The sequence below is a fragment of the Nitratireductor sp. ATLC21 genome (genome assembly GCF_057196525.1).
On record NZ_JBXUOU010000001.1, the window covers coordinates 217,813 to 238,905 of the forward strand.

Below are 21,093 nucleotides of genomic sequence, written 5' to 3' on the forward strand. Positions count from 1 at the left end.
GGTCTACTCCTGCAAGAGAGCGCCGAAGGCGGCATCGAGCGCGGCCCCGGCTTTTTCGGCGCGGGCAAGGTCCGCTGCCTGTTGTTCTGAAAGGCGGGTGAGGGTGGCGCGATAGGTTTGAAGCGCCTCGTTCATGGCGTCGGGTCCCGGACCGCCAAAACGCTCACGCACCGTCACGAAATGGCGCGCGCTGACGGCCTCGCCGTAGGCTGCGGCGTCGAGCGTGCTGTCGCGCCCGGTCAGTTCCCTGAAAGCCTTGGAGAAAGCGTCGAACCCTTCGCCGAGTGGTTTGCCATCGGCGATCACGGCGCGGGCCGTGGCGGCTGCGATCTCATGCGCCTGCCGGAAGGACAGGTTTTCGCGGCGCACCAGCGTATCGGCGAGTTCCGTCACGGTGATGCAGGCGGCGTCGATGTTTCTGACCACGCGCTCACCGTTTATGGAAACGGCGCTGATCAGGGCTGCCAGAAGGTCGAGCACACGTGCGCCGCTCTGGAAAGCCGCGTAGCCGGCCACCTGAACCTCGCCCTCGCTGTCATTCATGTCGGTGAAGGGCGTGTTGTGCATCGTGTTGACGACCGCATCGGCGCGCCCGCAGGTCATCGACGCAAGATGGCGCAGATGCTCGATGGGCACGGGATTGCGCTTTTGCGGCATGATGGACGAAATCTGCACGAGACTGCCGGGCACATGGAGCTGTCCCACCTCGAAGGCTGACCAGAACTGCATGTCCTGAATGAAACGCCCGAGATGCAGGAAGGTGAGCTTCATCGCGCTGTAGACGCCGGTGACATAGTCGACCGAGGCGATGCAGCCGTAGGAATTGCGCAGCGGCTCGGAAAAGCCCAAAAGATCGGCCATGCGGGCGCGGTCAATGGGAAAGCCGCTGGTCGTGATGGCGGCAGCCCCCATCGGGCAATGGTCGGTATTGGCGCGGGCCGCCTGCAGGCGCTCGATGTCGCGCAGAAGCACCTCGACGGCAGCCGAAAGATAATGGCCGAAGGTGGAGGGCTGGGCCGGCTGGCCATGCGTGTAGGCGACAATCAGCGTGTCGCGCTCGGCTTCGGCCTTGGCGATCAGAGCGGAGGCCAACGCGTGCGCCTTGCCGATCAGCGTGTCGGCATGGTGCTTCAGGGTGAGCTTGAAGACCGTGTGGTCCATGTCATTGCGCGAACGCGCCGTGTGCAGCATGCCGGCAAGGTCCGGTCCAAGCCGCTTTTTGAGCTCCGCCTCGACGAGGAAGAAATAGTCTTCCACCTCGCCGGTATAGGTGAGGGCGTCGACATCGACCGTCTCGTCAATGTCGACAAGGGCCGCAGCGATGCGGGCGGCGTCATCCCGGGAAAGGATGCCGGTCTCCGTCAACATCACGAGATGCGCCCGGTTGATGGCGCGGAACGCATCCACATAATTGGCCTTCACGCCCTCAAAGAGCGGTGCCAGCACCGTGTCCTTGTAGACGGGGTGAGGGAATTTTTCGTTGAGGCTCATCGTGCGCTTATCCCTTGAGGCCGGCCATGACAACGCCGCGAATGATGAAGCGCTGGAAGATGAGGAAGACGACCAGCGTCGGCAGCGTGGAGATGGCCGCGCCCGTCATGATCAGTTCCCAGGCCACGTCCACCTCGTCGCCGAAGCTCGAAAGCCCGACCGGCAGCGTGTACATCTCCACCGAATTGGTGACGATCAACGGCCAGATGAAGGCGGTCCAGTTGCCGAGGAAAACGAAGATCGCAAGGGCTGCAAGCGCCGGGCGGACGAGCGGCATGGCCACCTGCCACCAGATCTGGAACTCGTTCAGCCCGTCAATGCGCGCAGCCTCCAGGAAATCGTCGGGAACGGTCTCAAAAAACTGCTTCATGAGGAAGGTGCCGAAGGCGGTCATGACGCCCGGGAACATGATGCCCCAATAGGTGTCGAGCCAGCCGAAGCTCTTGCTCATGAGATACCACGGGATGACCAGCATCTCGGTCGGGATCATCAGGGTGGAGAGAATGGCGATGAAGACCAGGTAGCGGCCGGGGAACTTGAATTTGCAGAGCGCGTAACCAACCAGCGCGTCGAAGAAGACGGCCGACGCGGTGGTGACGATTGCGATGACCAGCGAGTTGATGAACCAGCCGTAGAAACGGCCGTCCTCAAGCACGTAGGTGTAGTTCTCGATCGTCGGCTCTTCGGGGATCAGGTTCAGATTGTAGACCTCGAAGGGGAATTTCAGCGAGGTGGAGACCATGAACACGATGGGCATGATCATGAGAATGCCGCCGCCGAACAGAAGCGCCCAGCGAATGAACTGGCCCATATTGCGCCTGGAATTGCGCGAGGATCCGGAGAAAAGCGCGTCGGTGGACGCTTTGACTGCGATGTCCTGACTGGCCATGTCAGCTATCCTTCAAAAGTCGAAGCTGGATCAGGCTGACGACCAGCAGAATGGTAAAGAGCACGACGGTCTGGGCTGCCGCATAGCCCATGTTGAAGCCGTTGAATGCGGTGTCGTAGATCAAAAGCACCAGCGGTTTGGTGGAGTTCAGCGGACCACCCGGATTGTTGGTGGTCATGTTGAAGACCTGATCGAAGATCCGCAGGAAACCGATCGATGAAAAGACCACCAGAAACACGATGGTGGGTTTTAGAAGCGGGATGGTGATCTCGGTGAGAACCGTCCATGTGGAGACACCATCGATGCGCGCGGCCTCGTAATAGCTTTGCGGGATGGCGCGCAGCCCGGCCATGAAGATGATGACCTGAAAGCCGAGACCGGCCCAGACGGCGCAGGCCAGAACCGAGGGCAGGGCATTGGTTGTCGAGCTTAGAAACTCGATCTGGCTGATGCCGAAACTCGCCAGAAAATTGTTGAACACCCCGATGGGGACCGGCTGATAGAACCAGCGCCAAACCCAGGCCATGGCGACCGCGCTTGTCATGAAGGGCAGGAAATAGAGCGCACGGATGGTGCCGTGCATGAAGCGCACCTTGTCGAGGTGATAGGCGATGATGAAGGACAGGACGAGGCTGACCGGCGTGCCCAGGATCAGATACATGAAAGTGTTCTTGAACACTTTCCAGAAGACCGGGTCGCTGAACAGCTTGGCGTAGTTTTCAAGGCCCACATATTTCCGATCGCCGAGCAGGTTCCATTCCTGAAAGGACAGAACGAAGGCATTGGCTGTCGGATAAAAGCGGATGACGACGTAGAAGAGAACCGGCAGGGCAAGGAAAATCCAGGCCCAGACGATCTGCTTCTGCGAGATGGTGAGATTGTTGTAAAAGCGCATGGCCCCGTCCCGAAATTTCGATGGGCGTCCGGCGGACCGGACGCCCGAAAGGCCTTATTTCTTGTAGTATTCGTCGAGGATTTTCTGCTCTTCCTCGGCGGCCTGTGCGACGCTCTCTTCAAGCGCCTGGCCCTGCAGCTCGATGCGCTGCATCATGTCCACCATGGCCTGACGCTGGGCGCTCTCATTGGCAAAAACGGTGGTCTTTGCGTATTCCAGGCCCTTGATGAAGGGGCCGTAGACCGGATGATTGACGTTCTCGTCGGTCATGGCGGCAGACGGTTTGGCTGGCAGTTCGCCAACGGTCTCAAGCCAGATCTGCATGGCCTCGTCGGAGGTGAGATACTCCATGAACTTGACGGCAGCGTCGAATTTCTCGCCTTCCGCTTTGGAGGTGATGGCGTTCACCCAGTAGGAGGAATAGTTCGATTTGGTGCCATCGGGCCCGGCGGGAAGCTCGGCCACGCCCCATTTGAGGCCGCGCACGCTTTCAAGCGCGCCGATGCGGAAGGAGCCGTCAATGTGCATGCCGGCGCGACCGGCCTTGAAGGCGGCCTGCGGCTCATCCATGAAGGCAGCCTTGGTCACGCCATGCTTGGCCTGCAAATCATTATAGAAACCAAAGGCTTTCAGCCCGGCCTCATTGTTGTAGTTGACCGTCTTGTAGTCATCCAGATAGGGCTCGCCGCCGAACTGGCGGATGAGCACTTCGCGGATCCAGTGGTGATCCTGCGCGGTCATGCCGGTGGTCAGACCGACGGCGGTCAGATTGCCGGCACCATCCTTCTTGGTGAGTTTCTTGGCGGTTTCGACAAGCTCGTCGAGATTGGCCGGCGGGTTCTCGATGCCGGCTTCCTCGAACATACGCTCATTGTAGAAGAGAGCCAGCGAGCGCACAGCGGTGGGCAGGGCCCAGTAGCTGTCGCCCATCCGCATGGCTTTCACCATGGGGAAAAACTCTTCCTCGATCTTTTCGGGCGGGAATGTGTCGGCTGGCAGCGGCTGGATGAGCTCGGCTTCCACATAGTCATTGAGCCAGCCATAGAAGAGCTGGACGACATCGGGGCCCTGACCGGCCGGAATGGCAGCCGCCACCTTGGTGCGGTAGCTGTCATAGGGGAAATGCGTCATCTTGACGGTGATGTCGGGATTGGCTGCCTCGAAATTCTCGATCAGCTTGTCCATCGCATCGACGCGTGCTTCGAAGAAATACTGCCAGTACTCGATCTCAACCGCTGATGCGCCACCCGTGCCAGCCGCCATGGTCATGGCTGCCGTGGCGGCACCCAGCATGAAAGTGCGTAGTCTGTTGCGTTTCATTCTGCTTGCTCCCTTTGATTGCTGCCCGGAATGTAGCCAGCCAGCCTGTCACCCTCTGATCACCCGTCTCAACGAGGCGGCATGTCCATCCACCGACGATTAACTCAATCAAGTTGAATATTCAAGTTAGTTGAATTAATAAGCCCATATGAAGATCAACAATCCACGGCGCATTGTCGGATCGAACGCTGAACGCACCCGGCTTCACAACCGTCAGGTGGTGTTGGGCCACGTACGTGAGCGGCAACCGATCGGGCGTGCGGAGATTGCGCGCATATCGGGCCTGTCGACACAGGCCGTGAGCAACATCATTGCCGAACTGGAGGAAGACAGGCTTCTGATCGAAGCCGGGCGGCAGTCGGAGGGGCGGGGGTTGCCGGTTCTGAAATACCGGCTCAATGCGGACGGCGCAGTGGCGCTCGGCATCGAGGTCAGGCCCGACGCGATGTTTGGCGCACTGGTGAACCTCGAAGGCGAGACGCTGTTCACCACCCGCGAGGCATTGTCGGACAATGCACCGTCCACAGTCGTTTCGGTGGCCCGACGCATTCGTGCCAGCGCGCTTGAGGGGCGTTGTGGCAAGGCCCAGAGGATTCTTGGGGCCGGCGTCGTGATGCCTGGCCCCTTCGGCAAGGTTGGGATTTCAGGCGCGGGTCAATCGGCGCTTCATGGCTGGGAGGAAAGCGATCCCGTTGCCGTGTTCGAGGAAGCGCTCGATATGCCCGTGGTCGTTGAAAACGACGCGACGGCTGCTGCCGTGGCCGAGCGCGTGCGCGGCGTCGCAACGGGGCTTCGCACCTTCTGCTTTCTCTATTTCGGAGCCGGGCTGGGGCTGGGCGTGGTCGCCGAGGGCGAGGTCCAGCGTGGTGCTTTCGGCAATGCGGGTGAAATCGGCCATGTCATTGTCCGGCCCGGCGGGCGGCTTTGTGCCTGCGGGAACCATGGCTGCCTCGAAACCTATGCAAGCCGCATTGCTGCGCGCAGCAAGCTTGCGGGTGCGGGCATCGAGATCGGCAGCGCTTCCGACATCGAAAACCTCTACAAAGCGGGCAACGCGCATTTGATGGAGTGGATCGAAGAGGCTTCAGGTCCGCTCTCGCAGGCCGTTGGCCTGATCGAAAACCTCTTCGATCCCGAAACCGTCATTCTTGGCGGTGCCATGCCGGATGCCGTTCTCGATCACCTCATTGCCACGCTCGATCTTCCCGGCGGCTCCGTTGCTGCGCGGGCCGGACGGAGCACGCCGCGCGTTCAGCGCGGTGCCTGCGGGCGCCTCACCGCCGCTCTCGGCGGGGCAGCACTCGTCATTCACGACACCATCACACCGCGCATTGCCGCAAAAACTTGATTCTCTGGGAGGTTCACAAATGCCCGTTTCCGATCAGGAGCGCATCGCCGCGCAGGTGCGCAATCCGCGCATCGTCAGGCTGTGGCAGGCGCTCGCGCCGCTGAAATCCTGCGTCTCCTTCATGAACACGGGCGCGCATCCCGATGACGAGACGTCGGAAATGCTGGCGGCTCTGGCCCTGCGCGACGGCATTGCGATCTCCTTTGCCTGCGCCAATCGCGGCGAGGGCGGACAGAACGCCATCGGCTCCGAGGTGACACATGATCTGGGCGTGGTGCGCACGGCGGAAATGGGGCGCGCCGCCGAAGTGCTGAACCTCAATCTCTATTGGCTATCGGAAACGCCCGACGACACGATCTTCGATTTCGGCTTTTCAAAACGCGGCACCGAGACACTTGAAAAATGGGGTCGTGAGCGCACGCTCAAACGCTTTGTCGAGATCATCCGCACGGAGCGACCGGATATCATCTGCCCCACATTCCTGGATGTTCCTGGGCAGCACGGGCATCACCGGGCGATGACCGAGCTTGCCCATGACGTGATGAGCGCTGCCGCCGATCCGGCATTTCCGGGCGTGGATCTGCCGGTGTGGCAGGTGAAGAAGCTCTATCTTCCCGCATGGTCAGGAGCTGGAGACAATTACGATGACGACCTGCCGCCGCCCAGCGCCACGCTGACGGTCAAGGGCACCGGACAAGACCCGGTAACGGGCTGGAGCTGGGCGCAGATCGGTGAACAGTCGCGCGCTTTCCATCTGACGCAGGGGATGGGGCGCTGGGTGCCGAATGGTAAGGAGCGCGATTGGCCGCTGCATCTGGTGCGGTCCGAGGTGGAAGGGCCGGACAAGCAGATCACGGACGGGCTTCCGGCCACACTGGCCGATCTGGCTTCCTTTGCCGGTGCGCCTGAAATTGCCGATGATCTGCAAGCGGCGCACTCGGCCTGTGATGCAGCGTTCGAGGCATTTCCGGATATGGAAGAGGTGGCACGTCAGGCGGCCTTGGCCCTCAAGGCGGTGCGTGCTGCCCGCGATGCCTGCCCTGACAAGGCACGTGAAGAGGTGCAGCACCGCCTCGCGGCAAAGGAAGTGCAGCTGTCTCACGTTTTGCGGGTAGCCAGTGGTGTGGAGGTGCGCGCCTGGCTTGAACGCGATGTCCTACGGCCCGGTGACAGTGTCGCGCTGACGATTGAAAGCTCCGGGCCGGTATCAGATGTATCGCCGGTTCTGCCGAAGGGCTGGCGCTTTGCAGATGGCGTTGTGCAGGTGTCGGTGGATGCCGAAAGCACGGATTGTTATCCGGCCACATATCGACCCGGTGTGGCACGCCTGCCGGCCATTCGTGTCGGTGTGACCGTCGATGGGGTTTCTTCTGAAACGCTTTTGCCGCTTGAGCGGGCACCGGTCGTGCTTCCTGCACGTTCGGCAACACTTTCTCCCGACCGTGCATTGATCAATGCCGCCTCGGAGTTGCGCCAGATCGATCTGCGTGTTTCCGAGCTTTTTCCTCAGTCGGGAAAGGTGGGGCTGGACTTGCCGTCCGGCTGGAGCGCAATACCCGCCACCGAGGGTTTTCTGGTGGAGGCACCACGGGACGTAGCGGCAGGCCTTTACGAGCTTTCCCTAAAGATTGAGGGAATGCCTGCCGAAACCGTCAAGCGGATTGCCTATCCACATATCGGCGAGCGAGCGCGCGCATTTCCGGCGCAGTTGTCTGTGCGGGTTCTGGATGTGGAACTGCCGGATGTGCGGGTGGGCTATGTCGGTGGCGGGAACGACCGGGTGGGGCACTGGCTCAAGGCTCTCGGCCTCGAGGTGACCGAGTTGGCGGACAGCGACCTTACGGAAGAAGGGCTGAAAGACATCGACACGGTCGTGGTAGGTATCTTTGCGATGCGTGCGCGACCGGCGCTCAAAAATGCCATGCCGCTGGTGCATCGCTGGGTGAAGGAGGGCGGCAATCTCGTCACGCTCTATCACCGCCCATGGGATGACTGGGATCCGGAAACCGTGCCGCCGCGCCGGCTGGAAATCGGCAAGCCATCGCTGCGCTGGCGGGTGACGGACGAGAATGCGCAGGTAACGCACCTCTTGCCTGATCATGCGTTGCTCACCACGCCCAACCGCATCACGGATGAGGACTGGAAAGACTGGCACAAGGAGCGGGGTCTGTATTTTGCCAAGAGCTGGGATGAGGCCTATGAGCCGCTTCTCTCCATGGCCGATCCCGACGAGGCAGCGCATGAGGGCGCGCTCCTTTCGGCTCGTATCGGCAAGGGGCGGCACACGCATGTGGCGCTTATCCTGCACCACCAGATGGAGAAGCTTGTGCCGGGCGCGTTCCGCCTGATGGCGAACCTCGTGGCAAGGCCGTGAGCGCAGGCGCTACGGCAAAGGACAATCTACGCGCCGGTGCCTGGCTTCTGGCGGATATGGGCCTCAACATCTGGGCCATATCCATTGTCAAGGCGCTGGGCGCGGGCTATCCGCCGTGGCAGCTCGTGTTCCTGCGCGCGCTGGTCGGGTTCTGCCTGATTTTTCCATGGCTCGCGCGTCAGCGGCATGTTCTGTGGTCGATCGACCGCGTGTCATTGCATCTCTTTCGGGTTTTCCTGTCGGCTGTGGCGCTCACCGGTGGTTTCTATGCTGTCGCGCATCTGCCGCTGGCGCTCTACATGACCATGAATTTCACGCGGCCCGTGGTGCTGGTGGCGCTCTCGGCCCTGATCCTGCGCGAAGCGGTTTCAGGCTCGCGCTGGCTGGCGGCGGGACTGGGGCTCGTGGGGGCTTTCATCGCCGCAAGTCCGGGCAACGTGCCGTGGACGCCCGCGCTTCTGGCGGCACTCGCTGCGGTTTTGGCTGGCACCGGGGCCATCATCGTCACGCGGCAGCTCAAGGGCACACCGCCGGTCGTCATGATGCTGTTCTATACGGGTGGGCTGGCGCTGATCACCGCCTGGCCGGCGCTCTCTGGCTGGCAGCCGGTCGCGGCGGGGCACTGGCCGTTTCTTCTGGCGGTCGGCGTGTTTTCGCAGGCCGCGCAGTTCTGTTTCCTGCGCGCTCACTGGCTCGGAGATGCCGGTTTTCTCGGACCGCTCGGCTATTCGAGCCTCATTCTGTCCGGCTTGGTCGGGTATGTCTTCTTTGGTGAAATCCCCAGTTTCAACACGGTGATCGGTGCCGTTATCATCGTGCTTGCCACGGGGTTTCTCACCTTGAGAACGGCGCGGCTCAGGAGCCACGCCGCCTCGGGGAACTGAGCGGAGCCTACCGCTCAGTCGGGATCCGAACCCTCGGCGATGGCCTCATCCGCGATCTTCGGACGGAAGTAGCGCCCCACGATCAGCGGCAGGACAAAGCCGACAATGGCAAAGGTCCACAGACCGATGGCCAGCCACGAGTTGAACAGCATCGTCCAGTCGCCATCATGGATGGTCATGGCGCGGCGCAGGTTCTTCTCCATCTGGTCGCCAAGCAAGACGCCGAGAATGATCGGCACCAGCGGCACATCGAGCTTACGCAGCACCCAGCCCATCACACCGAAGATGACCATCACCACCAGATCGAAGGTGGAGCCGGAAATGCCGTAGATGCCGACGAAGGAAATCATCGCCACGGCGGGCATCAGATAGCGTGTCGGGATCAGAAGAACCCGCACGAACAGCGAGACCAGCGGCAGGTTCATGGCCAGAAGCATGATGTTGCCGATGAAGAGGGCCGCAATCAGACCCCAGACCACATCCGGGTTCTGCTGAAAGAGCAGGGGGCCGGGCGTGATGTTGAGCGCAAGCAGCATGGCAAGCAGCACGGCAGTCGTGCCGGAACCGGGGACGCCGAGTGCGAGCATGGGCACGAGCGCGCCGCCGGCGGCCGAATTGTTGCCGGCCTCCGGTGCTGCCACACCACGCGGATCGCCCTTTCCGAACGTTCCCTTGCGGTCGGAGATGCGCTTTTCGAATGTGTAGGAAATGAAGGAGCCGAGCGAGGCACCGGCCCCCGGCAGGACACCGGCGATGAAGCCGAAGATTGTCGACCGGCCCATTGCAGGCAGTGTTTCACGCACCATCTTCCACGGCGGCACGATGCGGCCCACTTTTACCGCCTTGTCGTCCGCGCCGCTGCCGGCACGATGCTCCAGAAAGATGAACACTTCCGAGAGCGCGAACAGGCCGACAATGGCGACAAGGAAGTCGATCCCGTCGTATAGGTGCACTTCACCAAAGGAGAAACGCGGGACGCCCGTCTGGCCATCGACGCCGATGGTGGCGATGCCGAGACCGATGACCGCTGCGAGCGCGGCCTTGGCCTGGTTGCGGCTGGCGATGCCGCCAAGCGTGGCGAAAGCGAGAACGAAGAGCGCGAAATATTCCGCCGGGCCGAACAGGAGCGCGACCTTGACCAGCTGCGGCGCAAGAAAGACCAGCCCCCATGTGGCGAAAAACGCGCCGATGAAGGAGGCAAGACCGGAAATGGCGAGCGCCTCTCCAGCCTTGCCGGCCTTGGCCATCGGGTGACCGTCGAGCGTTGTCATCAGCGCTGGTTCATCGCCTGGAATGTTAAGCAGGATCGACGAGATGCGCCCGCCATACATGGCGCCGTAATAGACGCTGGTGAGAAGGATGAGCGCCGGTGTCGCCGGCAGGCCGAGCGTGAAGGCGAGCGGTATGAGGATCGCAACGCCGTTTGAAGGGCCAAGCCCCGGCAGGGCGCCGATGATGGTGCCGAGAAAGCAGCCGATCAGCGCCAGCATGAGGTTTTGCCAGGTCAGCGCGACGGCAAACCCGTCTGCGAGTGATGCCAGTGTGTCCATTTTGGGCCTCCCGCCTCAGAAGCCCCAGGGGCCGCGTGCCAGCGACAGCCCCAGGACAAGATGGAAAATGACATAGATGCCGACGGCGATGAGTACGCCGGCGATGATGGCCGAAACCGGGCTGGAGCCCAGCCGCCAGGAGAGATAGCTCGCCGCAACCGCGGTGCAGGCGACAAAGCCGTAATCCTTGAGAAAAAGCGCATAGGCGATCATCACGGCAGTTGCCATGCCGATCTCGAAAAGGCGCGCGAAGGTGGGCCATTCGGGTTCGGTGTCCGGCTTGAGCACGATGATCGCGCTGGAGATCGCCAGTACGGTGCCGATCATGAATGGAAAGGCTTTGGGTCCGAACGGATCGGAAATGAAGCTCAGCTCGATCTGCGTTGCCTGCCAGATATAGAAGACAGCGAGAAGAAAGCCGAAGACCCCGAAGATGCGGTCGCTCATGACGGACACGCTCCCCTGATTGTTCTCGATACAATTCGGGCCTGCGGGATGCTCCCGGCAGGCCCGAGCGTGTTTTCGGATGGTTACTTCACGATACCGATCTGCTTCGACAGATCGGTGATGGAATCGATGGATTCCTTCACGAAGGCCTGGAATTCGTCGCCCTGAAGATCAAGCGGGGCAAGGCCGTTCTGAGCCATGATCTCTTTCCACTCGTCGGACGCATAGACCTTGCTGACGGCATCGACCCAATAGGCATAAGCTTCATCGGACATGTCGCCAGGCGCATAAAAGCCGCGCCAGTTGGCGCCGATCACGTCGATGCCCTGTTCCTTTGCCGTGGGGAAGGACGAGAAATCGCCTTCAAGGCGCTCCGGTGCAAGGACCGCAATGACCTTGATGTCGCCGGAATCGACAAATCCCTTGGCTTCCGATGCGTCACCGGTAAAGGCCTGCACGGAACCGGCCAGAAGCTGGGTAACCGCCTCGCCGCCGCCATCAAATGCAACGTATTTCACCTGGCGAACATCCTCGACACCAGCCTTGGATGCAGCGATGAGCACCTTGAGATGATCCCAGCCACCCACAGCCGAACCGCCGGCAACCGACACAGATGAGGGGTCTGCCTTGATTTTCTCCATGAGCTCGGGAAGCGTGTTGATCGGCGAATCCTTGGCGACCGCGATCACCCCGTAATCGGCGCCAACCGAGCCGATCCAGCGCACCTGATCCATGGTGTTGCCCGGAAACGCGCCCTGCGCAAGGCGTGTCGCGGTCGCCGAAGAGGCTGCCACGATCAGGTTGTTTTCGGAATTGCGTTTGCCGACCACTTCCGCAAAGGCGACGCCGCCGCCGCCGCCGGCGATGTTGGACACCTGCATCGTGCCGGGCACGAGGTCGAGATCCTGCAAGGTCTTGCCCACCTGGCGGCAGGTGAAATCCCAACCGCCGCCGGGATTGGCAGGCGCAATGCATTCGGTGTTGTTGGGCTCAAACGCAAAGGCCGACAGGCTGGATGCGAGCGTGAAGACGGCCGCAAGGCCGAGCAGCTTTTTCATAGATTTTCTCCTCCTGAGCGATTCCGCCACAAAAGGGCGCAACCTGTCTCGATCTTTTCGATACCGCCGACCTCCCAGTGGACGGAACGGTTTGTCAGGAGATTGTTCTCATGACGAAAGAGAGCCTATAGGGTGAGCCTGTCAACAAGCTGTCATTGTCCGGAAAAAATGCATTTCCTGATCGTTGAAGATACGCGCGACGTCGCGGAAGCCATTGAAAGGCGGCTGGAAAAGGCCGGCCATGTGAGCGACCGCGCTGAAACGCTGGAGGATGCCGAGCACTTTGTGGGCATGGCGCAGCACGATCTGATCGTTTTGGATATCAACTTGCCGGACGGGTCGGGCATTGCGTTCTTGAAGAAACTTCGTGCAGCCGGAAACCGCGTGCCGGTGCTGGTTTTGACAGCACGGCTGGCTGTGAACGACAAGATCGATGCGCTCGATCTGGGCGCCGATGACTATATGATCAAGCCTTTCGATCTGGGCGAACTGGAAGCGCGCATTCGTGCGATTGTCCGTCGGCGCAGCGGCGATGCCGACCGCACATTGTCGGTCGGGAAGCTGACCTTTGATATGGCTGCCCGGCGGGTTTTGATCGACGGGGAACCATGCGAACTGACGCGGCGCGAGCAGACCCTCCTGGAAATCTTTCTGACGAATCGCGACCGGGTGCTCGAAAAGGAGGATCTTCTGACACGGCTGTTCGGCCACGACGAGGAACGCAACCCGAACGCGGTGGAACTCTATGTCGGACGCCTCAGGCGAAAGATCGAGGGCTCCGGCCTTGAGATCCGGACACTACGCGGCCTTGGCTATCAAGCGGTTTCGATGGAACCGGGGACGTGATGGGGCTCCCTGTACGTCAGGCCTTGCCCGGCCGCACCCTTTCAATCGTCTATCGTTTGACGATCTCGCTCACGCTGGTGCTGACACTGGCGGTAGCGGCCACGATCTGGGCGGCCTACGGGTATGGCCGGCAGGCAGCCAATGAGGCATTTGACCGGCTCCTGCAGGGAGCCGCCCTGCAGATTGCTGAGCGCATTTTCGTTGTCGAAGGCGAGGTGCGCGTCGACATACCCGTGTCTGCTTTCGAACTCCTCTCGCTCGCCAAGGATGAGCGCGTGTTCTATCGCGTGACGCAGCCTGATGGCACCACACTCACCGGCTACGAGGATTTCCCCTTGCCCGAAGCTGCCACCATCCCGGAAGGAGGCTATGCGTACGAAACCCAGTTCGGGGGTGAGCGCGTGCGCGCGCTTGTCATGCTGCGCCGACTGGCTGAAAGGGCGGTGAGCGGCGACATCCATATCATTGTGGCGCACACGACAGGCAGCCGCGAGCAACTGGCGCGCAGCATGGTCACACAGGCCGTCGCCGTCATCGCCGGTGCGGGGCTGGCGATCCTGATCCTGGCGCTGCTTGCGATGCGCTATGCCATGCGCCCGCTCGAGCGTATTCAAACAGCGATCCTTGAGCGTGATCCGCTCGACCTCTCGCCCTTTTCCATGCACGCACCCGACGAGGTTTCTGCGCTCGTGGCCGCGATCAACCGGTTTATGGGCAGGCTCGACCGCCGTGTGCGTGCGATGCAGGACTACGTTGCAGACTCCGCTCACCAGATACGAACGTCCATTACCGCGTTGAGAGCGCATAGCGAACTCGCGCTGGACGAGGATGATCCGCAACGACTGAAGGCCCTGCATCGACGCATCCGCAGCCGCGCGATCGGTCTGAACCGTCTGACGGACCAGCTTCTGAGCCACGCGCTCGTGACCCATCGCGCCGATACTGCCCCGCTCGAGCCGCTGGACCTGCGCCGTATCGCCGTTGGTGCTGAGCGCGATTTCGTTCAACTGGCAGGCGGGCGCAAATTGCGCATCAGGCTCGATCTCCCTGAAGAGCCCGTCATGGTTCGTGGTGACGCATTCAGCTTGCGTGAAGCAGTCAAGAACCTGTTGAACAATGCGCAGGCGCATGGAAAGCCACCCATTGATCTCACGGTTTCTGTGAACGAGAACCAGGCATCCATTGCCGTCACCGATCAGGGCGAGGGCCTGCCCGTCAGCGATAGCACCGAAATCGGCCATCGCTTTGCAATCAATCCCAACAAGCCCGAAAGCGCCGGATTGGGGCTTGCCATCGTGCGGGAGGTTGCCGAATTTCACCATGGCCGCATCAGGCTGGATCGCCAGGAGCGAGGCTTCACGATCAGCCTTGACCTGCCGCTCGCCCGGGAAGGAACGAAAGCATCATGAGACACCTGATACTCGGGCTGTGTCTGTTGGCAGCATGGATTGTGCCGCTATCAGTCAGGGCGGAAGACACGCGTTTCGATGCGCCCGGCGAGGAAATCGAGATGCTTGTCATCGGCAGCGTCACCGATCTTGTTTTCATTGAACCGCTTATTCACGAGTTCCAGCGCACCAACCCTTCCACTGCGGTCATCTATCGGCAAATGACCAGTCTGGATCTTTACGCCGCCGTCGCCGATGCCTGTGAAAAGGGAGAGTTTTTCGCTGACACCGTCATTTCGTCGGCCATTCCCGAACAGGTGCGGCTTGTTAATGACGGATGCTCGGAGCCATTCCGCTTCAGCCTGCCGCCCGATCTGCCGGATTGGGCTTCGTGGCGCAATGAACTCGTCGGCCTGACCTACGAGCCGGCCGTCATCGTCTATGACCGGGAAGGTCTGGGGCAGGATGAAGTTCCGCGCAACCGCTTCGAACTGGTCGATCTCCTGCGCCAGACCGAGCGTTTTCGCGGCCGCATCGGCACCTATGACATTGAGAGTTCCGGTGTCGGTTATATCTTCGCCTTCGAGGACGCCTCGCAGGCCTCCACATGGGGGCGGCTGCTGGAGAGCCTCGGTCAGAACCGCGCGCAACTCTTTTGCTGCAGTTCAGACGTGATCGATGGTGTGCGCACCGGCAGGCTCGTGCTTGGGTACAATGTTCTGGGATCCTATGCGCTTGCACGGCAGGAGGAGGACCCGCGCATCGGCATCATCTTTCCCTCCGATTACACGTTGGCATTGTCGCGCGCAGCCCTCGTTTCGCGCCACGCCCGCAACAAGCGCGCCGCCAATGCGCTGATCGCGCTCGCGCTGACAGATACCGGGCAGCGCCTTCTGTCGGGGCCTTCGCGTCTCCTCTCATCGCTCAACGGTCCGGAAATGCTCAACAGCCTCGACACAGGCGCCGGCCCCTCGGCGGAAGAGGCGGCTTTCAGGCCCATCGCGCTTTCGCCGGCTCTGTTGGTGGGGCTCGACCAGGCCAAGCGCAAGGCGTTTCTGGACCAGTGGCGCAAATCCTTTCAGGCGGCTGGCCCGGAGTAAGGCAACCTCTGTTTGATTTCCACGAAAGCTTGGCTAATCATGCAGCTCAAATTCGAGGGGATTTGGGGAGGGGGACCGGCAGGATATGGCGAGCGGACAGGCGGCAAGAGCACCGCGCAACATGGCGGCGGATCCGGAATTCGGCCCATGGCTGGCGCAGGCCTCCATCCTCGTCATCGACGATGAGCCGGGCATGAGAAATTTTCTTTCACGCACCCTTGGCCCACGCTGCATGCGGCTTGACGAGGCCGCTGACACCGAAGAGGCATCGCGCAAGCTCGATGCGAACCATTATGACGTGGTGATCCTCGACAACATCATGCCGGGCAAGAATGGCGTGGATTGGCTCGCAGAGCAGCGCGCCATTGGCTTTTTCTCCAATGCCATTCTGATGACGGCCTATGCGGATCTGGAGACCGCCATACAGGCACTGCGTGCCGGTGCGGTGGATTTCATCCTGAAGCCCTTCCGCTCCAACCAGCTTTTGAACGCGGTGGCGCGCTGCCTCGACCAGATGCGGCTTCAGCGCGAAAACTATGTGCTGCGCTATGAGTTGAAATCGACCTCCGACCACGTTCTGCTGCGCGACAAGCTGATCGGTGGCTCGAGAGCCATCAGCGATGTGCGCGACACGATTGCGCGCGTTGCGCCGCTTCCGACCTCGGTCCTTCTGACGGGCCAGTCCGGCACGGGCAAGGAGGTTGCGGCGCGTTCTCTCCATTCCTTGTCGGAACGGGCCGACAAGCCCTTCGTGCCGGTCAATTGCGCGGCCATCCCGCCCGACATGATCGAGACGGAATTGTTTGGCCATCTCAAGGGCGCGTTCACCGGGGCGGAGGCGGCGCGCGAAGGGCTTTTCATGCATGCGCAGGGGGGAACCCTGTTTCTCGACGAGATCGGGGAGTTGCCGCTTGCCACACAGAGCAAGCTGCTGCGCGTGCTGGAGGATCGGCGCATCCGGCCCGTAGGGTCGGAGCGTGAAATTCCCGTCGATCTGCGTTTTGTCTTTGCAACGAACGCCGAACTCGAAAAACTGGTCGAGGCCGGCCAGTTTCGCGCCGATCTTTTCTTTCGGATCAATGTGATGCAGATCCATCTTCCCCCGCTCAGGGATCGTGGTGAGGATGTGCAGGAACTTGCCGCTCTCTTCATGGCCAAGCTTTCGCAACAGCTTGGCATGCCCAAAGTGCCCATCGGGGCACAGGCACGGGCTGCCCTTGCAGCCTATGGCTGGCCGGGCAATGTGCGCGAATTGCGCAATCTGATCGAGCGCACGCTGATCCTCGGCCGTTTCCCTGACGATTTCGGTGGAGGCGCGCGCGCTAGGCCTGAAAGCGCCGAGGGGGGAGAGAGCCTCGCCGAGATCGAGCGTCGACACATCCTGGCGGTGCTGAACAGGCTGGGCGGTGACCGGGAAGCGGCAGCGCGTGAACTTGGCATTTCCCGCAAGACAATCGACCGCAAGTGCGCGGCCTGGAATGTCTGACCGATTAGAACCGGCCCGGCGCGGAGGGCAGGGACGTTCGGTCCGCTTTCGCCTCCTCGTGATCGCGCTTTTGCCGACACTTGTGATCCTGCCTTTGCTTCTAGGCATGGCAGTCTATCGGTGGAATGCGAAGTTCGATGCCGCGCTGATCTCCAAGGTCAACGGCGATCTGACCATCGCGCATCAATATTTCGCGCGGCTTCTGGAAAACACGGGAGAGCGGATTACGGCGCTGGGAGACTCAGCGCGGTTTCGCGATATCGTGGAAGACGGTGGCGACGGACTGGAAGCGCTCCTCGAAGAGCACCGCCGCGCGCTCGATCTCGATTTTTTGTATCTCATACCGGCAGACGGGAAGGTTGTCACATCCGCTCCAAGACTTGCAAACGAACCGCGCTCGGACTGGCCGATCATCGGAAAGGCCCTTGAAGGGGAGGCTTCCACCGGGATCGACATTTTCTCCGGAGAAGAACTGGCCGCGATCGCGCCGGCCCTTGCCACGCGCGCCCGGCTGGAACTGGTGCCCACAGCCAACGCCGTGCCGACGGAGAGGGCTGCGGAAACGCGCGGCATGGTGGTTCACTCCGCAACGCCGGTTCGCCTTCCCGGAGAACGCCCCGCCGCCCTTGTTGGCGGCAACCTCCTCAACCGGAACCTCGAGTTCATCGACACGATCAACGATCTCGTCTATCGCGAGGCGAGCCTGCCGGAGGGCAGCCAGGGAACCGCGACACTCTTCCTCGACGATGTCCGCATCAGCACCAATGTTCGGCTCTTTGAGGGGCGCAGGGCGCTCGGCACGCGCGTTTCGAGCATAGTGCGCTCGGCGGTGCTTGGCGAGGGGCGCGTCTGGCTCGACAGCGCCTTCGTCGTCAATGACTGGTACATCTCCGCTTATGAGCCGATCACCGACAGTTTCGGCAAGCGGGTTGGCATGCTTTATGTCGGTTTTCTGGAAGCCCCCTTCACACAAGCCAAATACACAACGCTCCTCACCATCGCTGCCGCGTTTCTGGCGATCACGGCGCTGAGCGTTCCATTGTTCCTGCGCTGGGCACGCTCGATCTTCAAGCCGCTGGAGCGCATGGCGGGCACGATCTCCGAGGTGGAGGGCGGGGATCTGGGCGCGCGCACGGGCATACGCGGCGTCGATGATGAAATCGGTCGGGTGGCGCAGCATCTCGATCTGCTTCTGGAGCAATTGCAGGAGCGTGACAGGCAGTTGCGCGCCTGGAACGAGGAGCTGAACGCGCGCGTCGAGGAGCGCACACGCGAACTGCGCCTCGCAAACCGGCAGCTGGAGGCCACAACCCGGCAGCTCATCATGTCGGAAAAACTCGCGGCCATTGGCGAGATCACCGCCGGCGTCGCGCATGAAATCAACAATCCGATTGCCGTGATACAGGGCAACCTTGAAGTGGTGCGTCAGGTGATGGGGGAGCGAGCCGACGAGGCGCAAACCGAATTCCGCCTGCTGGACGAGCAGGTGCACCGCATCAGCCAGATCGTAACCAAGCTGCTCCAGTTCGCAAAGCCGGAGGAATATGCAGGTTTTCTGGAACGGCACGCCGCTAAAGACGTGATCGCGGATACGCTGCCCCTCGTTCAACACCTGCTTAACAAGGCGGAAATCACCGTTAACCAGCACCATCTGGCCACCCGGCTCGTATTGATGAACCGCACGGAACTTCAGCAGGTGCTCGTAAATCTCATCGTGAACGCCATTCACGCCATGCCCGACGGAGGGACGCTTTCAATCGTCACCCGGGATGAGGATATGGAGGCCGGGCAGGGGCTCGCCATCGAGGTCACCGACACCGGCGTCGGCATGACGCCCGAAATGCTGGAGAAGATCTTTGATCCGTTCTTCACCACAAAGCGGCGCGAAGGAACCGGTCTTGGCCTGTCGATCAGCCAGACGCTGGTAAGCCGCCAGGGCGGCAAAATCTCGGTGGAAAGCCGACCCGGCAAGGGAACCTGCTTCACGATCTGGCTGCCCGAAGCCCGGTGATCGCGCCGGACAATTTGTCCTGATGATTTGGACAAATTGTCCATTGCGGCGATCGCGCATCCGATAAGTCCATGAAATCATTAAAGCGTGCTTGCTGGCACGAGCGTTGCTTATCTCACGTCGAGGTAAGAGGAGGACGCTATCGACATCCGGGTCCCGACCCGGGCGCGCCTGTTGCGGAGGGCGGCAGGCCGCATCAATCGGGATCATCACATGTTTAACCAGCAGGACGGCTGCCGGGTGACCCGGCGGGAGGAGGAGACTTATGTCCGCAGCAAGTGAAACATTATCCGGTGCCCCCGAAGGCGGCATTCTCGACAGGGAGCGGATCATCGCCCAGCCGGGCTTCAACCGATGGCTGGTGCCACCGGCTGCTCTCGCGATTCATCTGTGCATCGGCATGGCCTATGGTTTCAGCGTGTTCTGGCTTCCGCTGACGCAGGCCATCGGCATTTCTGAGCGTGTGGTGTGCGAGGACATGACGCTCATCAGCGCACTGTTCACGACGAGTTGTGACTGGCGCGTTTCGGATCTGGGCTGGATCTACACGTTGTTTTTCGTTCTGCTCGGGTCTGCCGCGGCGATCTGGGGCGGCTGGCTGGAACGAGCGGGCCCGCGCAAGGCGGGCGTGGTTGCAGCCTTCTGCTGGTGCGGCGGCATCGCCGTGGCCGCCATCGGCGTGATGTTTCACCAGCTCTGGCTGATGTGGCTGGGCGCCGGCGTGATCGGCGGCATCGGCCTTGGACTTGGCTATATCTCGCCGGTCTCGACCCTGATCAAATGGTTTCCGGACCGGCGCGGCATGGCGACAGGCATGGCAATCATGGGCTTTGGCGGTGGCGCCATGATCGGCGCGCCCCTGGCCGACATGCTCATGAACACGTTCAAGACCGCCCATTCGGTAGGTGTCTGGCAGACCTTCCTGATCATGGCAGCCATCTATTTCGTCTTCATGATGGGCGGCGCGTTCGGCTATCGCATTCCGCCTGCGGGCTGGCGCCCGGAGGGTTGGACACCGCCGGAAAAGAGCGCAAAATCGATGATCACATCGCGGCACGTCCATCTGCGCGATGCCCACAAAACCAAGCAGTTCTGGCTGATCTGGGCCGTGCTTACACTCAATGTGTCGGCAGGCATCGGCGTGATCGGTATGGCCTCGCCCATGCTTCAGGAGATTTTTGGCGGGCGTCTGCTCGGCATGCCGGAGCTGACATTCAACGAGCTGGATGCGTCACAGAAGTCTGCCATTGCCGCAATTGCCGCGGGCTTTGCCGGTCTTCTTTCATTGTTCAACATCGGTGGACGCTTCTTCTGGGCCTCGCTGTCGGACAAGATCGGCCGCAAGAACACCTATTACGCCTTCTTTCTGATTGGCATCGTGCTTTATGCGCTGGCCCCTTCTGCAGCCCATATGGGCAGCCAGGTGCTCTTCGTTCTGATGTTCGGGATCATTCTGTCCATGTATGGCGGTGGCTTTGCCACGGTGCCGGCCTATCTGGCCGACATATTCGGCACCCAGTTCGTCGGCGCCATTCACGGTCGTCTTCTGACGGCGTGGGCGACGGCCGGCATCATTGGCCCGGTGGTGGTGAATTACATTCGCGAGGCCCAGCTCAATGCAGGCATCCCGCGTGAGCAGGTCTATGACTTCACCATGTATATCCTTGCCGGCATGCTGCTTCTCGGTCTGGTCTGCAACATGCTGGTCAAGCCGCTTTCGGAGAAGTGGTACATGTCGGAAGAAGAGGTCGCCAGGCTTCAGGCAAAGTCTGCCGCGGCCGATGCCGGCCCCACCGGCTCTTTCGGCATCGGCAAGGGCGGTTTCGATGGCAAGGCGCTGGCCGCCTGGGCCGTCGTCGGCATTCCCATTTTGTGGGGTGTCTGGATCACGCTGCAGAAGACCGCGGCCCTGTTCTAAGCAGGGTTGTTGCAGCGCTGCCCTCCGGTGTGAGCCCCGCCGGAGGGCAAAAATCGCTTGAACCAGGCCATGAAGGGAGAGCGGCGGC

16 protein-coding genes are annotated in these 21,093 nt (G+C 61.4%); 9 read left to right on the forward strand and 7 right to left on the reverse strand.

What is annotated here, in order from left to right; translation table 11 throughout:
- Positions 1-3: 3 nt before the first annotated feature.
- The 4 genes from argH to AC2CHD_RS01090 form a co-directional block, all read right to left on the reverse strand.
- A complete protein-coding gene (gene argH, locus AC2CHD_RS01075) occupies positions 4-1,491 on the reverse strand; it encodes an argininosuccinate lyase (RefSeq protein ID WP_484552285.1) in 1,488 nt (495 codons plus the stop codon).
- Positions 1,492-1,498: 7 nt separating this feature from the next.
- Positions 1,499-2,302, reverse strand: a complete 804-nt coding sequence (locus tag AC2CHD_RS01080) for a carbohydrate ABC transporter permease (protein ID WP_202800318.1) — start codon at positions 2,300-2,302, stop codon at positions 1,499-1,501.
- A gap of 79 nt (positions 2,303-2,381) precedes the next feature.
- Complete coding sequence (locus AC2CHD_RS01085; RefSeq protein WP_090326116.1) at positions 2,382-3,275, reverse strand: carbohydrate ABC transporter permease; 894 nt, start codon at positions 3,273-3,275, stop codon at positions 2,382-2,384.
- 54 nt (positions 3,276-3,329) lie between these two features.
- Positions 3,330-4,595: a sugar ABC transporter substrate-binding protein gene (locus AC2CHD_RS01090; protein WP_229447004.1), complete on the reverse strand. Its 1,266-nt coding sequence runs from the start codon at positions 4,593-4,595 to the stop codon at positions 3,330-3,332.
- A gap of 148 nt (positions 4,596-4,743) precedes the next feature.
- On the opposite strand from AC2CHD_RS01090, the gene AC2CHD_RS01095 reads away from it, so the two are divergent.
- Genes AC2CHD_RS01095 through AC2CHD_RS01105 form a run of 3 tightly spaced genes read left to right on the forward strand, consistent with a single transcriptional unit; the run spans position 4,744 to position 9,201 of the window.
- Positions 4,744-5,943 carry an ROK family transcriptional regulator gene (locus tag AC2CHD_RS01095; protein ID WP_229447003.1) on the forward strand — a complete coding sequence of 400 codons (1,200 nt, stop codon included), beginning with the start codon at positions 4,744-4,746 and terminating at the stop codon, positions 5,941-5,943.
- 19 nt (positions 5,944-5,962) lie between these two features.
- Entirely contained in the window at positions 5,963-8,317 is a 2,355-nt protein-coding gene (locus AC2CHD_RS01100; RefSeq protein ID WP_484552286.1) for a PIG-L family deacetylase, read from the forward strand.
- Positions 8,314-9,201 carry a DMT family transporter gene (locus AC2CHD_RS01105; protein WP_484552287.1) on the forward strand — a complete coding sequence of 296 codons (888 nt, stop codon included), beginning with the start codon at positions 8,314-8,316 and terminating at the stop codon, positions 9,199-9,201. Before AC2CHD_RS01100 ends, AC2CHD_RS01105 begins: the two co-directional genes overlap by 4 nt.
- Before the next feature lie 14 nt (positions 9,202-9,215).
- On the opposite strand, the gene AC2CHD_RS01110 is transcribed toward AC2CHD_RS01105, so the two are convergent.
- The 3 genes from AC2CHD_RS01110 to AC2CHD_RS01120 all read right to left on the reverse strand — a co-directional run bounded on the left by AC2CHD_RS01110 (position 9,216) and on the right by AC2CHD_RS01120 (position 12,256).
- A complete protein-coding gene (locus AC2CHD_RS01110; protein WP_223020559.1) occupies positions 9,216-10,751 on the reverse strand; it encodes a tripartite tricarboxylate transporter permease in 1,536 nt (511 codons plus the stop codon).
- Between the two features lie 15 nt (positions 10,752-10,766).
- Positions 10,767-11,198, reverse strand: coding sequence for a tripartite tricarboxylate transporter TctB family protein (locus tag AC2CHD_RS01115; protein ID WP_484552288.1), 432 nt, complete (start codon positions 11,196-11,198; stop codon positions 10,767-10,769).
- Between the two features lie 83 nt (positions 11,199-11,281).
- Positions 11,282-12,256, reverse strand: a complete 975-nt coding sequence (locus tag AC2CHD_RS01120) for a Bug family tripartite tricarboxylate transporter substrate binding protein (RefSeq protein WP_484552289.1) — start codon at positions 12,254-12,256, stop codon at positions 11,282-11,284.
- Between the two features lie 168 nt (positions 12,257-12,424).
- Between AC2CHD_RS01120 and AC2CHD_RS01125 the strand changes: the two genes are divergently transcribed.
- The 6 genes from AC2CHD_RS01125 (at position 12,425) to AC2CHD_RS01150 (ending at position 21,005) form a co-directional block, all read left to right on the forward strand.
- Entirely contained in the window at positions 12,425-13,102 is a 678-nt protein-coding gene (locus AC2CHD_RS01125) for a response regulator transcription factor (RefSeq protein WP_229446997.1), read from the forward strand.
- Complete coding sequence (locus AC2CHD_RS01130; protein WP_484552290.1) at positions 13,102-14,511, forward strand: sensor histidine kinase; 1,410 nt, start codon at positions 13,102-13,104, stop codon at positions 14,509-14,511. The genes AC2CHD_RS01125 and AC2CHD_RS01130 overlap by 1 nt, the downstream gene beginning before the upstream one ends.
- Complete coding sequence (locus AC2CHD_RS01135; RefSeq protein WP_484552291.1) at positions 14,508-15,590, forward strand: ABC transporter substrate-binding protein; 1,083 nt, start codon at positions 14,508-14,510, stop codon at positions 15,588-15,590. The genes AC2CHD_RS01130 and AC2CHD_RS01135 overlap by 4 nt, the downstream gene beginning before the upstream one ends.
- Positions 15,591-15,675: 85 nt before the next feature.
- The gene (locus AC2CHD_RS01140; protein WP_484552292.1) at positions 15,676-17,076 is read left to right on the forward strand and encodes a sigma-54-dependent transcriptional regulator; all 1,401 of its coding nucleotides are present in this window, start codon (positions 15,676-15,678) and stop codon (positions 17,074-17,076) included.
- On the forward strand, positions 17,069-19,087 hold the full coding sequence (locus AC2CHD_RS01145; protein WP_484552293.1) for a sensor histidine kinase: 2,019 nt from the start codon (positions 17,069-17,071) through the stop codon (positions 19,085-19,087). Before AC2CHD_RS01140 ends, AC2CHD_RS01145 begins: the two co-directional genes overlap by 8 nt.
- 265 nt (positions 19,088-19,352) lie before the next feature.
- Complete coding sequence (locus tag AC2CHD_RS01150) at positions 19,353-21,005, forward strand: OFA family MFS transporter (RefSeq protein ID WP_484552294.1); 1,653 nt, start codon at positions 19,353-19,355, stop codon at positions 21,003-21,005.
- The last annotated feature ends 88 nt before the right edge of the window (positions 21,006-21,093 follow it).

What these genes read in the sequence shown, in the direction of transcription:
- AC2CHD_RS01095 (WP_229447003.1), top strand. Translation starts at nt 4,744, where the DNA reads ATGAAGATCAACAATCCACGGCGCATTGTCGGATCGAACGCTGAACGC.
- AC2CHD_RS01100 (WP_484552286.1), top strand. Translation starts at nt 5,963, where the DNA reads ATGCCCGTTTCCGATCAGGAGCGCATCGCCGCGCAGGTGCGCAATCCG.
- AC2CHD_RS01130 (WP_484552290.1), top strand. Translation starts at nt 13,102, where the DNA reads ATGGGGCTCCCTGTACGTCAGGCCTTGCCCGGCCGCACCCTTTCAATC.
- AC2CHD_RS01150 (WP_484552294.1), top strand. Translation starts at nt 19,353, where the DNA reads ATGTCCGCAGCAAGTGAAACATTATCCGGTGCCCCCGAAGGCGGCATT.
- AC2CHD_RS01135 (WP_484552291.1), top strand. Translation starts at nt 14,508, where the DNA reads ATGAGACACCTGATACTCGGGCTGTGTCTGTTGGCAGCATGGATTGTG.
- AC2CHD_RS01115 (WP_484552288.1), bottom strand. Translation starts at nt 11,198, where the DNA reads ATGAGCGACCGCATCTTCGGGGTCTTCGGCTTTCTTCTCGCTGTCTTC.
- AC2CHD_RS01140 (WP_484552292.1), top strand. Translation starts at nt 15,676, where the DNA reads ATGGCGAGCGGACAGGCGGCAAGAGCACCGCGCAACATGGCGGCGGAT.
- argH (WP_484552285.1), bottom strand. Translation starts at nt 1,491, where the DNA reads ATGAGCCTCAACGAAAAATTCCCTCACCCCGTCTACAAGGACACGGTG.
- AC2CHD_RS01090 (WP_229447004.1), bottom strand. Translation starts at nt 4,595, where the DNA reads ATGAAACGCAACAGACTACGCACTTTCATGCTGGGTGCCGCCACGGCA.
- AC2CHD_RS01145 (WP_484552293.1), top strand. Translation starts at nt 17,069, where the DNA reads ATGTCTGACCGATTAGAACCGGCCCGGCGCGGAGGGCAGGGACGTTCG.
- AC2CHD_RS01125 (WP_229446997.1), top strand. Translation starts at nt 12,425, where the DNA reads ATGCATTTCCTGATCGTTGAAGATACGCGCGACGTCGCGGAAGCCATT.
- AC2CHD_RS01110 (WP_223020559.1), bottom strand. Translation starts at nt 10,751, where the DNA reads ATGGACACACTGGCATCACTCGCAGACGGGTTTGCCGTCGCGCTGACC.
- AC2CHD_RS01120 (WP_484552289.1), bottom strand. Translation starts at nt 12,256, where the DNA reads ATGAAAAAGCTGCTCGGCCTTGCGGCCGTCTTCACGCTCGCATCCAGC.
- AC2CHD_RS01080 (WP_202800318.1), bottom strand. Translation starts at nt 2,302, where the DNA reads ATGGGCCAGTTCATTCGCTGGGCGCTTCTGTTCGGCGGCGGCATTCTC.
- AC2CHD_RS01085 (WP_090326116.1), bottom strand. Translation starts at nt 3,275, where the DNA reads ATGCGCTTTTACAACAATCTCACCATCTCGCAGAAGCAGATCGTCTGG.